Origin of the sequence: Cupriavidus sp. MP-37 (assembly GCF_020618415.1) — a bacterium.
In the GTDB taxonomy this organism is placed as follows: Bacteria; Pseudomonadota; Gammaproteobacteria; order Burkholderiales; family Burkholderiaceae; genus Cupriavidus.
This window is the reverse complement of sequence record NZ_CP085344.1, coordinates 3,253,936-3,268,974: the sequence shown is the minus strand read 5'-3', so window position 1 is coordinate 3,268,974 and position 15,039 is coordinate 3,253,936. Positions and strand designations below refer to the sequence as shown.

The window sequence follows — 15,039 nt, the reverse complement described above, 5'->3', positions numbered from 1 at the left end:
GCGGACCGGTGCCCGCCTTACATCATGCCGTCGAAAAATTGCAGGATCCGTGCCGGCAGCCATTCGATATGGCCGCTGAAGCGTCCGTCGACCTGCAGCGGCAGGTGCCGGCGCCAGCCCGCGGGCGGCGTCATGAAGCCGACATGGCCGCCGTGCTCGGGCTGTTCCAGCCAGACTTGCGGACTGACGTCGGCGGGTCCGGGCAGGTGCCGGCCCGGCAGGAACGGATCGTTGCGCGCGTTGAGCACCAGCGTGGGCACCGCGATGTCGCCCAGCACGGGTTTGCTGGCGGCGCGGCGCCAGTAGTCGTCGGTATCGGCAAAGCCGTGCAGCGGCGCGGTGACGACGTTGTCGAAGGCGTACAGGTCGCGGCTGGCCAGCATGGTGTCGCGGTCGAACAGGCCCGGGAACTGTTCCAGCTTGGCCAGCGACTTGCGCTTGAGCGTCTGCAGGAACATGCGCGTGTAGACCAGGTTGAAGCCGGCCGACAGCGCCGCGCCGCCCGCGGCCAGGTCCAGCGGCGCGGAAATCGCCGCGGCCGCGTGCACGTAACCGGCACCGCTGCCGTCTTCGCCCAGCATGCGCAGCAACGCATTGCCGCCCAGCGAGATCCCCACCACCAGCAGCTTGCGCCCGCCGGCGCAGTGGTGCTGGCGCATGCGCTGCAGCACCCAGCGGATCTCGGCCGAATCGCCCGAGTGGTAGAAGCGCGGCGCGAGGTTGAGTTCGCCCGAGCAGCCGCGGAAATGCGGGATCACGCCCTGCCAGCCGCGCAGCGACAGCGCATGCATCAGCGCCTGCGCGTAATGGCTGCCGGAGTCGCCCTCGAGGCCGTGGAACATCACCACCAGCGGCGTATCGGCCTGCACTGCGTGCGTGGTCCAGTCGAGGTCGATAAAGTCCTGGTCCGGCGTGGTCCAGCGTTCGCGGCGAAAACCGACACGCGGCGGGCGGCGCGTGAAGCGCGCCGGGATGATGGTCTGCGCATGGCCGCCACGCAACCACCAGGGCATCGGCGTGCCCTCGCCATAGCCATGCGCGCTGGCTGGATCTGCCTGGACGGCGTAGGGCAGTCGGTGGTGCGGAAGCTGCGTCATGCCGGCTTGGTGTTGCGGCAGCCGCTGCGCGGCCGCGGGTTCAGTGCAGTGCCTGGCCCGGCGTGGCGGCCACGGCGGCCACCTGCACCGCGTTGGCGGGGCTGCAGTGGATGTGGGCCAGGCGCCAGCCTTCGTGGTTCTGCATCAGCACGTAGGTGGTGTGCACGTACAGGTCGGCCTCGACGCGGTCGCTGCCGAAGCGCAGCGCCTCGGTCACGTCGAAGATCGACACGGCCATCGACGCATGGCTGCTGGTTTCGATGGCGTCGACCAGCACCGGCTGTTCTTCCAGCAGTTGCGAGAATGCCTGGCGCAGCTGTTCGTGGCCGATCAGGCGTTGCCCGTCGGGCAGCACGCAGGTGATCGAGTCTTCGTCCAGCCACAGGCGCAGCGCGCCCTCGGCGTCGCGCAGCTTCAGCGCTTCGCGGAAAGCGTCGACGATGTCTTCGGCGGAATCGAACAGGCGGGCAAAGCGAGGCATGGTGGCAATGGACGTGGCAATGGCAGGAGGGTCAGGGCCGGTGCAGCAGCTTGCGCAGCTCGACGAACACCATTTCCGGTTCGATCTCTTTCAGGCAGCGCAGGTGCCCCAGCGGGCACTCGCGCTTGAAGCACGGACTGCACTCCAGCTGCAGCCACATGATACTCGCTGCCTGTGACAGCGGCGGCGTGTGGCGCGGATCGCTCGAGCCATACACCGCCACCTGGGGCCGGCCCAGCGCGGCAGTCACGTGCATCAGGCCCGAGTCGTTGCAGACCGCGGCTTCGGACAGCGCCAGCAGGTCGACCGCGTCGTCGAGCGAGGTCTGGCCGCACAGGTTGCGCACGAACGGGGCCTCGCTGGTGATTTCAGCGGCGATCTCGGCGTCCTTGGCCGAGCCCAGCGCGATCATCTGCGCGTACGGGTAGGAGCGCCGCAGCATCTGCGCCAGCCTGGCGAAATGGGCGGCGGGCCAGCGCTTGGCCGGGCCGAACTCGGCGCCCGGGCAGAACGCGATCACGCGCGTGTGCGGGGCCAGCCCGAAGCGCTCGGCGGTGGCCGCGACGCGCGCCGGGTCCACGCGCAGGCGCGGCTCGGTCAGGTTCTCGGGCAGCCGCGCGCCGGGCTTGAGCGCCAGCCGGGCGTAGTGCTCGACCATCGGCGGGCGGTGGTCGCGCGGCGGATTGGCGTGGCGCACGTTGAGCATGCCGAAGCGCGCTTCGCCGCGATAGCCGATGCGCAGCGGAATGCCGGCCAGCCACGGGATCAGCGCCGACTTGAGCGAGTTCGGCAGCACGTAGGCGAGGTCATAGCCTTCGTTCTTCAGCTGCTGCGCGAACATCAGCCGCGCCGACAGCTGCAGCTTGCCGTGCGCAAGGTCCGACGGGAACACGCGGCCGATTTCCGGCATGCGCGCGAGCACCGGCGCGACCCACTTGGGCGCGAGGGCGTCGATGACCAGGCGCGGATGGCGTGCCTTGAGCAGCGCGAACAGCGGCTGCGCCATCAGGGCGTCGCCGATCCAGTTGGGGGCGATGACGAGGGCTTTCTTCATGGAAGGGGCGCAAGGAGCCGGCACGGGCGCAGCGGCGCGGGCGCCGGCAACGCCAACGCTCCGGGGCGCCTGTGGGCGGCCCGGAGCGTCAGGATGGTGCGATGGCAGGCGGCTCGGGTCAGTGGTGGCCCTTCAGCACGGTGCCCGGCTTGAGCTTGTAGACGGTGCCGCAGTAGGGGCACTTGGCTTCGCCGGTGTCGGCCACGTCGAGAAACACGCGCGGATGGTAGTTCCAGGCCGGGGTGTTGGCGGTCGGGCAGTGCAGCGGAATGTCTTCGGCGCCGATTTCGATGATGGTCGCGGTTTGCGTCATGGTGTTGCAGGGAATAAAGCTTATTGTTCGTCAAAACAAGGCGCGGCCGTGCCCGCAAGGGCGGGCGCCGGGCGCGTGGACTGCCGGCCGGTGCTCAGACCAGCGTCAGCCACTTCTTGTACTTTTCGTCAGTGCCGCCGACGGCGGCAAAGAAGGCGTCCTGGATCTGCTTGGTCACCGGGCCGCGGCGGCCTTCGCCGATGATGCGGTCGTCCAGCTCGCGGATCGGCGTGACCTCGGCGGCGGTGCCGGTGAAGAAGGCTTCGTCGGCGCAGTACATCTCGTCGCGGGTGATGCGCTTCTCGCGCACCTCGATGCCCAGGTCGCGCGCGATGGTCAGGGTGGCGTCGCGGGTGATGCCGTCCAGGCACGAGGCCAGGTCCGGGGTGTAGATCACGCCGTTGCGCACGATAAAGACGTTCTCGCCCGAGCCTTCGCTGACGTAGCCGTCGGTGTCGAGCAGCAGCGCTTCGTCGTAGCCCAGGCCGGTGGCTTCCTGGTTGGCCAGGATCGAGTTGATGTAGTAGCCGCTGGCCTTGGCGCGCACCAGCGACACGTTGACGTGGTGGCGGGTGAACGACGAGGTCTTGACGCGGATGCCGCGCTCCATGCCTTCCTCGCCCAGGTAGGCGCCCCACGGCCACGCGGCGATGGCGACGTGGATGGTGTTGCCCTTGGCCGAGACGCCCAGCTTTTCCGAGCCGATCCACACGATCGGGCGGATGTAGCACGATTCCAGGTTGTTGGCGCGCACCACTTCGCGCGTGGCGGCTTCCAGCGTGGCCTCGTCGAACGGCATCGCCATCTGGAAGATCTTGGCCGAGTTGAACAGGCGGCGGGTGTGCTCCTTCAGGCGGAAGATGGCGGTGCCTTCGGGGGTCTTGTAGGCGCGCACGCCCTCGAACACGCCCATGCCGTAGTGCAGCGTATGCGTCAGCACGTGGATCTTGGCGTCGCGCCATTCGATCAGCTTGCCGTCCATCCAAATCTTGCCGTCGCGATCCGCCATCGACATGTCTGTTCTCCCTGCGCCGTGAAATTAGCAAAAACGATATTGTAAGCGCGGGGGACATGGGTCACAACGCGGCGCGGGCGCCGCGGCGGTCTAGAATGCGCTTTTTGTGCAGTCGCCTCTCGAATAATCTCCCCGTCGTTCCCGCGCAGGCGGGAACCCAGTGACTTTCAAAGACGCTGGATTCCCGCCTGCGCGGGAATGACGGTGGAGGTTGGGGCGTCGTCTATCCAAATCCTGCCGTGCCTCTGACCACACAAAACGGCCCGGGCGCCGTGCCTGATCCGCTGCCCGGCCACGACGGCGCCATGCCCGCCCCGGAGGCCGGCTGGCAGCAGGCGCTGGATGCGCTGCGCGCGCTCGCCGACGCGGATGCCCAAGGCGCGGCTGGCGCGGCGCAGCCCGCGCGGCGCCTGCTGTGGGCGCTGACGCTGGACGCCGATGGCGCCCCCGGCACCATCGAGCCGCTGGAGCAGGTGCGCGGCCCGAAGGGCTGGGGCAAGCCGCGGCCGGTGCCGCTGGCGCGCATCGCCGAGGACGACCGGCTCGAGCCATGGGATGCGCGCGTGGCGCGCGCCATCCGCCGCGATGCCTCGCACAACCGCCGCTACGTGCTCGACCGCGCCATGGCGCTGATGGCGCTGGCCGGGCACCCGGGCGTGGTGCTGGCCCACGCGCCCACCCAGACGATCGACGTGGTCGAGGACACGCCCGCGCTGGAGGCGGTGCGCAGCGCCGGCCGCTACGTGCTGCGGCTGTTCCCGCCGGTGCGCGAGGCGCCGGCGCTGGAGGCGCTGCTGCCCGCCGCCGCGCGCCAGGAGGCCGAGGCGCTGCGCCAGTTCACGCTGCTGCGCGACGGGCCGCACCGGCTGCGGCTGATCCGCTACACCCCGGCGCAGTTCGAGGCGGCGCGGCTGATCGGCAACGGCCTGGCGATTCCCGAAGACGGACACGCCCGGCTCGACCAGACCCTGCGCGCGCTGGCCGGCCAGTTCCAGATCCAGGCCGATGCCGCGGCCGGCACGCGCGCGGTCGAGGCCGAGGCGCGCCTGCGTGCCGAAGTGGCGCCGGTGGGGCGCGGCATCTCGCTGCGGCTGGTGGTGACGCCGCTGGGCCCGCTCGGCCCGCGGCTGGCGCCCGGCGCCGGGCGCGAGAAACTGATGGCCACGGTGCGCGGCGAGACCTTGTCGACGCAGCGCGACCTCGATGCCGAACTGGCCAGCGTGGCCGAGGTCTTCGCCGCGCTGCCGCAGCTGGTCGCGCTGTCGCCGCCGGGCGGCGAATACACCTGGACGCTGGACCATCCCGAGGAGGCGCTTGCGGTGGTCGAGGCGCTGCCGGCGCTGTCCGCGGTGCAGGCGGTCGAATGGCCGCGCGGCAAGGCGCTGCGCGTGCTGCCCGCCGACCTGCCGCAGCTGGGCGTGCAGATCGAGAGCCGCGGCGCGTGGTACAAGCTCGCCGGCGAGCTGCGCGTGGCCGAGGGGCTGGTGCTGGAACTGGGCCAGCTGATCGACTGGACCGGCAGCCATGCCGGGCGCTTCGTGCCGATGGGGCAGGGCGTCTACGTGGCGCTGACACAGGTGCTGCGCGGCCGGCTGCGCGACCTCGCGGGCGTGGGCGAGCGAGTGCCCGACGGCATCCGCGTGCCGCAGATGGCCACGCCGTGGCTGGACGACGTGCTCGCCGGCGCGGGCGTCGATCCCGACGCGCATTTCCGCACGCGCATCGCCCGGCTGCGCGCCGCGCGCGAGACCGGGATCGCGCTGCCGGCCACGCTGGCGGCCGAGCTGCGCCCCTACCAGGAAGCCGGCTACCGCTGGGCCATGACGCTGGCCGCCGCCGGGCTGGGCGCGTGCCTGGCCGACGACATGGGCCTGGGCAAGACCCTGCAGGCGCTGGCGGTGCTGGTCGCGCGCGCCGGCGGCGGCGCGGCGCTGGTGATTGCGCCGACCTCGGTGTGCGGCAACTGGGCCGCCGAGGCGCGCCGTTTCGCGCCCACGCTCAATGTCCACGTCTATGCCGAGGGCGACCGCGACGCGCTGCTGGCGCGGGCCGGCCCGCATGACCTGGTGATCGTCTCGTACACGCTGCTGCAGCAGGCCAGCCAGGAGTTCTGCGCGCGCGAATGGCACACCGTGGTGGCCGACGAGGCCCAGGCCTTCAAGAACGCGGTCACGCGGCGCGCGCAGGCGATGTTCGCGTTGCCGTCGGGCTTCCGCATGGCGCTGACCGGCACCCCGGTGGAAAACCGGCTGGCCGAGCTGTGGTCGGTGATGCGGTTCTGCAATCCGGGCCTGCTGGGCTCGCTGGCGCGCTTCAACGAGCATTTTGCCAACCCGATCGAACGCGCCGGCAGCCGCGAGGCGCGCCTGCGGCTGCGCCGCATGATCGCGCCGTTCGTGCTGCGCCGGACCAAGGCGCAGGTGCTCGACGAACTGCCGCCGCGGACCGAGCTGGTGATCCGGGTCGAGCCCGAGCCGGTCGAGGCCGCGCACTACGAGGCGCTGCGCCGCCAGGCCCAGACCGAGGCCGAGGCCGCGCTGGCGCGTATCGAGGCCGCGCGCAAGGCGACCCGGGACGCGCCCGCCGGCGCCCGTGCGCGGGCGCTGGCGCAGTCCCGGCACCAGGCGCAGGCGCGCCTGCATGTGCTGGCGCAGCTGATGCGGCTGCGCCGCGCGGCGTGCGACCCGCGCCTGGTCACGCCCGAACTGGCTGGCCAATTGAGCGAAGGTGCCAAGCTGCGCGCCTTCGTCGAGCTGGCCAGCGGACTGGCCGCCAGCGGCCACAAGACCCTGGTGTTCAGCCAGTTCGTCGATTTCCTGCAGCTGCTGCGCCAGGGGCTCGAGCGCGCCGGGCTGGCGCTGCAATACCTGGACGGCGCCACCCCCGCGGCCGAGCGCACGCGCCGCGTGGCCGCGTTCCAGGCGGGCGCGGGCGATGTCTTCCTGATCAGCCTGAAGGCCGGCGGCTTCGGCCTGAACCTGACCGCGGCCGACTACGTGATCATCGCCGACCCGTGGTGGAACCCCGCCGCCGAAGACCAGGCCATGGGCCGCGCGCACCGCATCGGCCAGCAGCGCCCGGTCACGGTGTACCGGCTGATCAACGCGGGCACCATCGAGGAGCGCATCGTCGAGCTGCACCGCGACAAGCGCGCGCTCGCCGACGGCCTGCTGGAGGCCGACGACGACCACAACGCCGGCACCGGCGCGCCGCTGCCGGATGTCGATGAACTGGTGGGACTGCTGCGGCGCTGAAGCGCAGACCGCGCCTAGTTGTTGCCATATGCCCGCACGGCATACCTTCAGGCAAACTCAGTCGTTTGGGTTTGGCAGGAACCTTGCTATCTTGTTGCGCTGGCCCGCCTCGTCGGGCCGCTTTTTCGCTGACATTCACCGACGGTGCCCCCCATGACTGATTCGTCCCGCCTGCTTCCGCGCTTGTCCTTCCATTCCGCAGCCCGCCTGGCCGCCCGCCTGGCCGCGCTGTGCGCCGCCGCCGCGGGCATGGTCAGCCTGCCCGCCCACGCGCAGGGCGAATGGCCGACGCAGCCGGTGACGATCCTGATGGGCTTCACCGCCGGCTCCGGCGTCGACATCGTCGGCCGCACGCTGCAGGAATCGCTGCAGAAGTCGCTGAAGACCACCATCGTCTATGACTACCGCCCGGGCGCCGGCGGCAACGTTGCCTCCGAGGTGGTGGCGCATGCCAGGCCGGACGGCTACACGCTGCTGCTCGGCACCGCCGCCACGCACGGCATCAACCCGGCGCTGTACAAGACCCTGCCGTTCGATGCCGACGCCGATTTCACCCCGATCGCGCCGCTGGTCGAGGTCTCCAACGTGCTGACCGTCAACCCGGCCGTGCTCGACGTCAAGTCGGTCAAGGAATTCATCGAGAAGGTCAAGGCCAATCCCGGCAAGTACAACTTTGCCTCCACCGGCAACGGCACCGGCACGCACCTGGCGTTCGCCGAGTTCAATGCGCGCGCCGGTCTCGACATGGTGCACGTGCCCTACAAGGGCGGCCCCGACGCGCTGCAGGCGGTGGTGAAGGGCGAGGTCTGCTGCATCTTCAACCAGGTGCAGAGCGTGCTGCCGCAGTTCCGCGCCGGCAAGGTGCGGCTGCTGGGGGTGACCACCAAACAGCGCGTGCAGGTGATTGCCGACGTGCCGACCATTGCCGAAAGCGGCCTGCCCGGCTTCAACAGCACCATCTGGTTCGGCCTGTTCGGGCCCAAGGGGCTGGATCCGAAGATCGCGCGCAAGGTCAACGACGCGGTCAAGGTGGCGCTGGAAACGCCGGCGATCCGCCAGAAGCTGATCGATGCCGGCAACACGCCGCGGGTCGAGACCGTGGAGCAGTTCAAGGCCACGGTGAAGGCCGACCGCCAGAAGTGGGCGGGCGTGGTCAAGACCGTGGGCGCGTCGATCGACTGATCCGCATTGCCGCGGCGGCGGCCTGCGCCGCTAGGCCCGCACCCCCAGCCGCGTCAGCAGGTGCGCCAGCTGCGCCTGCGTGCCGGTGCCGGTCTTGGTGAAGATCGCCTTGAGCTGCGTGCGCCCGGTCTCGCGCCGGATGCCGATCAGCTCGCAGGCCTCGGGCAGGCCGATGCCCGAAGACAATTGCAGCGCCAGCCGGATCTCCGCCGGCGTCAGGCCGTAGAGGTCTCGCAATACGGTCGGCAGCGTCATCGGCGCGGCGCCCGGCTCGTGGATCGCCACCAGCACGCTGGGGCGCTGCCAGTCCAGCGCCAGGTGATGCGCCGGCGGCAGCGGCAGCAGGATCACCTGCGCCTGCCGGCCTGCGCTGTCGACCGCGCGCAGCGCCTGCGCCGGCTGCACGCTGGCCGGGCTGCTCACCGCCCGCAGCGCGTCCGCGAACTGGCGCGACAGGGTCCAGCCGCCATCGTCGCGCGCGGCGGCCAGCGGCGCCGCGGCGCTGGTTTCGATCGATACCGCCGGCAGCAGCCGGCGCACCCAGGCTTCGCCGATGCTGTTGGCCAGCAGCGGCTTGCCGTCGTCGCGGAACACGATCACGCCGAACGGCAGCCGCTCCATCAGCTGCGACGACGCATGCGCCAGCGCCGACACCTGGTGGGTGCGCTCGCGCAGCGCCATCGCCTGGCGCACGTGCGGGATGGCCCAGTCGAGCGCGCGCGCGTCTTCCGGAGAGTAATGGTCGTGGCCGTGCGGGCGCTGCAGCGACAGGAACACGTCGTAGTGCGGCTGGCGCTCGATCAGGCAGGCCATCACCGACGACTGTTCGATCGGCCGCAGGAACTCGCCGTAGAAGGGCGACTGCCGCATGACCTGCGGCCCCAGTTCGCGCGAATCGATATACCAGCTGCCCACCGCCATGCGCCGCGCGAACGGCAGCGCCGGGTCGATCGCGGCGAAGTGTTCGCGGTAGGCGGCCACGGCCTCGGGCATCGGGTTGACCTCCTGGTGCACCAGCACGCGCTCGTGCACGGTGTCGAGCACGAGCAGGTGGGCGTGGCTGCTGCCGCTGGCCTGGCACAGCGCGCCCAGACTGCGCTGCCAGGCATCGGCGTCGAATATCCCCTCATACAGCGCGCGAATGGTGTCGTGCATCTGTGTGTCGCTCATGGCTTTCCTTCTTTTTACTTCTTTTATTTTTAGCACTTTACCCGCGTAGCAGCGCGCGTGCCGCCGCAGCGGCCCTGGCCCGTTGCAGGATTGCAGGCTTGCGGGTTCAGCCCTGGTCCAGCGCCGCGCCCAGGCGCGAGAGCAGATGCGTGAGCTGGGCCTGGCTGTTGCAGCCGGTCTTGTGGAACACCGCCTTGAGCTGCGTGCGCGCGGTCTCGTGGCGGATGCCCAATTGCTGGCTGGCTTCGGGCAGGCCCTGGCCGTGGGCCAGCTGGACGCTCAGCCGGGTCTCGGCCGGCGTCAGCCCGTACAGGTCGCGCAGCACGGGGCCGAGCAACAGCGGCGCGCGGTCCTGCTCGTGCACGATCACCAGCGCAGCCGGTTCCTGCCACTGCGCCGCGAAGGCGTGCGAGGGCGGCAGCGGCAGCACGATGACCTGGGCGCTGTCGGCGCCGCTGGTGGCGCGCGCCGCCTGCGCGGCCACCGCGTGGCGCGGATCGCAGGCGGCCTGGAGCATGTCGGCGAACGGCCGCGACAGGCTCCAGTCCGAAACCTTGCCGGCCGGGTCGAGCCGGCGCGCCCAGCGTTCGCCGGCGCGGTTGCACAACAGCACCTGGCGCTGCGGCGAAAACACCAGCAGGGCGAAATTGAGTCGCTCCACCAGCTGCGTCGACAGCCGCGCCAGCACCGTCAGCCCGAGCGCGCGGTCGCGCATCGCCATGGCGCTGCGCATATGCGGGATGATCCAGTCCAGGCCGCCGGTGTCGGCGCTCGAGAACAGCGGCTGCCGGCGCGCGCGCTGCATCGAGAAATAGACTTCGTAATGGGGCTGGCGCTCGACCAGGCAGGCGACGTAGGAGCGCAGGCCATAGCGGTGGAAAAACTCGCGGTAGAACGGATGGCGCGCCATGGTGCCTTCGCCCAGTTCGCGCGCGTCGATATACCAGTGGCCCGGCCGCATGGCCGGCGCGAACTGCTTGGCCGGGTCGATCGCCTGGTAGTCCGATTCGTATTCGGTGAACAGCTCGACCACCGGGTTGACGATCTCGTTGACGGTGATCTGGTCGCGCACCGTGTCCCACACCATCATCGAGGCATGTGCGGCGCCCGCCAGCCCGGTCAGGGTGCGCAGGCTGTCCTGCCAGGCTCCCGGATCCAGAATGCCCTCGTACAAGCCGCGGATCGCTCCGTGGATGTCGGCTTCATTCATCTGACTTACCCCTTGCATTCGCGACAAAATAATGCGCGACGCCGGTGGTGCGTCCGCTCGCACCCCGGCATGCTTTGTTGTTCTGGCTGCTGGTAGTGGGCTGTTATGGTTAGCCTCTTGTCGGCCGCCGCTTGTCTTGGCCGTTTGTAGACCGGCTCTGGCGTGATTGCGTGTCTGATGTAGCAGACGTTGCGTACATTACCGCACTTGGGGGTCTCGCGGAAAACGCGGGCGCCCCTTCTTTGGTGGGGAGTCAGGCCAGGCGGGGCGCCCGCCGGCACAGGCTGGCGCGCCGCTTTGTGCCTTGCGGGACGCATCAAGGTAGGCGCCGGTCCGGATTCGGCAAAGCCCGGATCGCCTTCAGGTAAAATGCCGGTTTCCCCGAGTCCGTAGCGAAATCTCGCGCCATCCACCGTCATGACCTCTGTCCTGCGTCTTTCCGATCTGATTTCCCAAGGCAAACTTTCCGGCAAGCGGGTCTTCATCCGCGCCGACCTGAACGTGCCGCAGGATGACGCCGGCAACATCACCGAGGACACCCGCATCCGCGCCTCCGTGCCGGCCATCGAGGCTTGCCTGGCCGCCGGCGCGGCGGTGATGGTCACGTCCCACTTGGGCCGCCCGACCGAGGGCGAGTTCAAGCCCGAAGACTCGCTGGCGCCGATCGCCGCGCGCCTGTCCGAACTGCTGGGCAAGCCGGTCAAGCTGGTGCAGAACTGGGTCGACGGCGTCGAGGTGGCGCCCGGCCAGGTGGTGCTGCTGGAAAACTGCCGCGTCAATAAGGGCGAGAAGAAGAACAGCGACGAGCTGGCGCAGAAGATGGCCAAGCTGTGCGACGTCTACGTCAACGACGCCTTCGGCACCGCGCACCGCGCCGAAGCCACCACCCACGGCATCGCCAAATACGCGCCGGTCGCCTGCGCCGGCCCGCTGCTGGCCGCCGAGATCGATGCGCTGGGCAAGGCGCTGGGCCAGCCGGCGCGTCCGCTGGTGGCGATCGTGGCCGGCTCCAAGGTCTCGACCAAGCTGACCATCCTGAAGTCGCTGGCCGACAAGGTCGACAACCTGGTGGTCGGCGGCGGCATCGCCAACACCTTCATGCTGGCCGCCGGCCTGAAGATCGGCAAGTCGCTGGCCGAAGCCGACCTGGTCGGCGACGCCAAGGCCATCATCGACATCATGGCCCGCCGCGGCGCCTCGGTGCCGATTCCGGTCGACGTGGTCTGCGCCAAGGAATTCAGCGCGACCGCCACGGCCACCGTCAAGGACGTCAAGGATGTCGCCGACGACGACATGATCCTGGACATCGGCCCGAAGACCGCCGCGATGCTGGCCGATCAACTGAAGGCCGCAGGCACCATCGTCTGGAACGGCCCGGTCGGCGTGTTCGAGTTCGACCAGTTCGGCAACGGCACCAAGGTGCTGGCCGAGGCCATCGCCGAGTCCAAGGCATTCTCGATCGCCGGCGGCGGCGACACCCTGGCCGCCATCGCCAAGTACGGCATTGCCGACCGCGTCGGCTATATCTCGACCGGCGGCGGCGCGTTCCTGGAATTCCTGGAAGGCAAGACGCTGCCCGCCTTCGAAGTGCTGGAGCAGCGCGCCGCAGGCTGACGCATCCGCCCCGCGCCTGGCGGAGCCGTCGGCCCGCCGGTCGCGCCAACCGGCCGTCGGGCCATCGAGCGCTGAAACCAGGAAACCCCGCATGACCCGTTCCACCAAGATCGTCGCCACCATCGGCCCCGCCTCCAGCTCGCTGGAGATCCTGACGCGCATGATCGCGGCAGGGGTCGACGTGGTGCGGCTGAACTTTTCGCACGGCACCGCCCAGGACCACCTCGACCGCGCCCGGCTGGTGCGCGAGGCGGCGCAGGCGTGCGGGCGCGAGGTCGCCATCATGGCCGACCTGCAGGGCCCCAAGATCCGCGTGGGCAAGTTCGAGCACGGCAAGATCCTGCTCAAGGCGGGCGAGCCCTTCATCCTCGATTCCAACTGCAAGCTCGGCAACGAAGAGCGCGCCGGCCTGGACTACCAGGACCTGCCGCGCGACGTCGGGCCGGGCGACCTGCTGCTGCTCAACGACGGCCTGATCGTGCTGGTGGTCGACCGCGTGCTGGGCAACGAGATCTTCACCACCGTGCGCGTCGGCGGCGAGCTGTCCAATAACAAGGGCATCAACCGCCAGGGCGGCGGGCTGTCGGCGCCGGCGCTGACCGCCAAGGACATGGACGACATCAAGACCGCCATGGCCCTGGGCGCGGACTACCTCGCGGTGAGCTTCCCCAAGAACGCCACCGACATGGAAATGGCGCGCCAGCTGGCCGCCGTGGCCGGCCAGCCGCACGGCCACCGGGCCCGCATGATCGCCAAGATCGAGCGCGCCGAGGCCATCCATCCGGGCGTGCTGGAAGAAATCCTGCAGGCCTCCGACGGCATTATGGTGGCGCGTGGCGACCTGGCCGTGGAAGTCGGCAACGCCGCCGTGCCGGCGCTGCAGAAGCGCATGATCAAGCTGGCGCGCGAGGCCAACAAGCTCACCATCACCGCCACGCAGATGATGGAAAGCATGATCGTCAACCCGGTGCCGACCCGCGCCGAGGTCTCGGACGTGGCCAACGCCGTGCTGGACGGCACCGACGCCGTGATGCTGTCGGCCGAGACCGCCGCCGGCCGCTATCCGGTCGAGACCGTCGAGGCCATGGCCGCGGTCTGCATCGAGGCCGAGAAGTCCGAGGTGGTGCAGCTCGACACCGATTTCCTGAACCAGACCTTCTCGCGCATCGACCAGTCCGTGGCGATGGGGGCACTGTTCACCGCCTATCATTTGCAGGTGAAGGCGATCGCGGCGCTGACCGATTCCGGCGCGACCGCGCTGTGGATGAGCCGGCACCGCATCCATGTACCGATCTACGCGATGACGCCCAACCTGGCGTCGCAGCGCAAGATGCAGCTGTACCGCAACGTGGTGCCGCTGCCGCTGCAGTCGAGCACCGACCGCGATACCGCGCTGGAGCAGGCCGAGGAACTGCTGCTGGCGCAGGGCGTGGTGCAGCGGGGCGATTTCATCGTGCTGACCATTGGCGAGCCGATGGGCCAGCCGGGCGGTACCAACACCCTGAAGATCGTCAGGGTGGGGCATTGAGCGCCGACAAAAAAATACCGAGACATCCCATTTTCATTTAGGAGTTAGACATGCCACTCGTTTCGATGCGCCAGCTGCTGGACCACGCAGCCGAGAACAGCTACGGCCTGCCGGCCTTCAACGTGAACAACCTCGAGCAAGTGCAGGCCATCATGCAGGCGGCCGACGAGGTCAACGCTCCGGTGATCATGCAAGCCTCGGCCGGCGCCCGCAAATACGCCGGCGAGCACTTCCTGCGCCACCTGATCGAAGCCGCGGTCGAAGCCTATCCGCACATCCCGGTGGTGATGCACCAGGACCACGGCCAGTCGCCGGCGATCTGCCAGGCCGCGATCGACCTGGGCTTCTCGTCGGTGATGATGGACGGCTCGCTGCGCGAAGACGGCAAGACCCCGGCCGACTACGAATACAACGTCGACGTGACCCGCAAGGTGGTGCAGCTGTCGCACGCCATCGGCGTGACCGTCGAGGGCGAGCTGGGCTGCCTGGGCTCGCTCGAAACCGGTGAAGCCGGCGAAGAAGACGGCATCGGCGCCGAAGGCAAGCTGGACCACTCCATGCTGTTGACCGATCCCGAGCAGGCCGCCGACTTCGTCAAGGCCACCCAGCTCGACGCGCTGGCGATCGCCATCGGCACCTCGCACGGCGCCTACAAGTTCACCCGCAAGCCCACCGGCGACATCCTGGCGATCAACCGCATCAAGGAAATCCACGCCCGCATCCCCAACACCCACCTGGTGATGCACGGCTCGTCGTCGGTGCCGCAGGAACTGCTGGAAGAGATCCGCAAGTTCGGCGGCGACATGAAGGAAACCTACGGCGTGCCGGTCGAGGAAATCCAGGAAGCGATCAAGTACGGCGTGCGCAAGATCAACATCGACACCGACATCCGCCTGGCCATGACCGGCGCGATCCGCCGCTTCTTCGTCGAGAACCCGAGCAAGTTCGACCCGCGCGAATACCTGAAGCCGGCCCGCGAAGCCGCCAAGCAGGTGTGCAAGGCACGCTACCTGGCGTTCGGCTGCGAAGGCCAGGCCGGCAAGATCAAGCCGGTCGCGCTGAGCGAGATCGCGCAGCAGTACAAGTCGGGCAAGCTGGCGCAGGTCGTGCAGTAACCTGAC

General features: G+C 69.4%; 12 protein-coding genes. 5 read left to right on the top strand and 7 right to left on the bottom strand.

Features of this window, described 5'->3' with window-relative positions:
* Positions 1-17: 17 nt before the first annotated feature.
* The 5 genes from LIN44_RS15015 to LIN44_RS14995 all read right to left on the bottom strand — a co-directional run bounded on the left by LIN44_RS15015 (position 18) and on the right by LIN44_RS14995 (position 3,960).
* On the bottom strand, positions 18-1,097 hold the full coding sequence (locus LIN44_RS15015; protein WP_227312756.1) for a YheT family hydrolase: 1,080 nt from the start codon (positions 1,095-1,097) through the stop codon (positions 18-20).
* Positions 1,098-1,137: 40 nt separating this feature from the next.
* A complete protein-coding gene (locus tag LIN44_RS15010; RefSeq protein ID WP_012351840.1) occupies positions 1,138-1,578 on the bottom strand; it encodes a nuclear transport factor 2 family protein in 441 nt (146 codons plus the stop codon).
* A 31-nt stretch (positions 1,579-1,609) separates the two neighbouring features.
* The gene (gene waaF / locus LIN44_RS15005; protein ID WP_227312755.1) at positions 1,610-2,632 is read right to left on the bottom strand and encodes a lipopolysaccharide heptosyltransferase II; all 1,023 of its coding nucleotides are present in this window, start codon (positions 2,630-2,632) and stop codon (positions 1,610-1,612) included.
* A 118-nt stretch (positions 2,633-2,750) separates the two neighbouring features.
* Positions 2,751-2,945 carry a zinc-finger domain-containing protein gene (locus LIN44_RS15000; RefSeq protein WP_010812205.1) on the bottom strand — a complete coding sequence of 65 codons (195 nt, stop codon included), beginning with the start codon at positions 2,943-2,945 and terminating at the stop codon, positions 2,751-2,753.
* Positions 2,946-3,039: 94 nt separating this feature from the next.
* Positions 3,040-3,960 carry a branched-chain amino acid transaminase gene (locus tag LIN44_RS14995; protein ID WP_062796961.1) on the bottom strand — a complete coding sequence of 307 codons (921 nt, stop codon included), beginning with the start codon at positions 3,958-3,960 and terminating at the stop codon, positions 3,040-3,042.
* Positions 3,961-4,265: 305 nt separating this feature from the next.
* Here LIN44_RS14995 and LIN44_RS14990 point away from each other — a divergent pair, with 305 nt between their 5' ends.
* Positions 4,266-7,214 carry a DEAD/DEAH box helicase gene (locus tag LIN44_RS14990; protein ID WP_227314409.1) on the top strand — a complete coding sequence of 983 codons (2,949 nt, stop codon included), beginning with the start codon at positions 4,266-4,268 and terminating at the stop codon, positions 7,212-7,214.
* A gap of 153 nt (positions 7,215-7,367) precedes the next feature.
* A complete protein-coding gene (locus LIN44_RS14985; RefSeq protein ID WP_227312754.1) occupies positions 7,368-8,396 on the top strand; it encodes a tripartite tricarboxylate transporter substrate binding protein in 1,029 nt (342 codons plus the stop codon).
* A gap of 30 nt (positions 8,397-8,426) precedes the next feature.
* Here the strand turns inward: LIN44_RS14985 and LIN44_RS14980 are convergent, their stop codons facing one another.
* Both LIN44_RS14980 and LIN44_RS14975 read right to left on the bottom strand, forming a co-directional pair.
* On the bottom strand, positions 8,427-9,566 hold the full coding sequence (locus LIN44_RS14980; protein ID WP_227312753.1) for a helix-turn-helix transcriptional regulator: 1,140 nt from the start codon (positions 9,564-9,566) through the stop codon (positions 8,427-8,429).
* 106 nt (positions 9,567-9,672) lie between these two features.
* Positions 9,673-10,776: a helix-turn-helix transcriptional regulator gene (locus LIN44_RS14975; RefSeq protein ID WP_227312752.1), complete on the bottom strand. Its 1,104-nt coding sequence runs from the start codon at positions 10,774-10,776 to the stop codon at positions 9,673-9,675.
* A 417-nt stretch (positions 10,777-11,193) separates the two neighbouring features.
* Here LIN44_RS14975 and LIN44_RS14970 point away from each other — a divergent pair, with 417 nt between their 5' ends.
* The 3 genes from LIN44_RS14970 to fba all read left to right on the top strand — a co-directional run bounded on the left by LIN44_RS14970 (position 11,194) and on the right by fba (position 15,033).
* Entirely contained in the window at positions 11,194-12,390 is a 1,197-nt protein-coding gene (locus LIN44_RS14970) for a phosphoglycerate kinase (protein WP_227312751.1), read from the top strand.
* A gap of 91 nt (positions 12,391-12,481) precedes the next feature.
* Positions 12,482-13,918, top strand: a complete 1,437-nt coding sequence (pyk, locus tag LIN44_RS14965; protein ID WP_227312750.1) for a pyruvate kinase — start codon at positions 12,482-12,484, stop codon at positions 13,916-13,918.
* 50 nt (positions 13,919-13,968) lie between these two features.
* Positions 13,969-15,033 (top strand): class II fructose-bisphosphate aldolase, encoded by a 1,065-nt coding sequence (fba, locus tag LIN44_RS14960; protein WP_018008879.1) that lies wholly within the window; start codon positions 13,969-13,971, stop codon positions 15,031-15,033.
* The last annotated feature ends 6 nt before the right edge of the window (positions 15,034-15,039 follow it).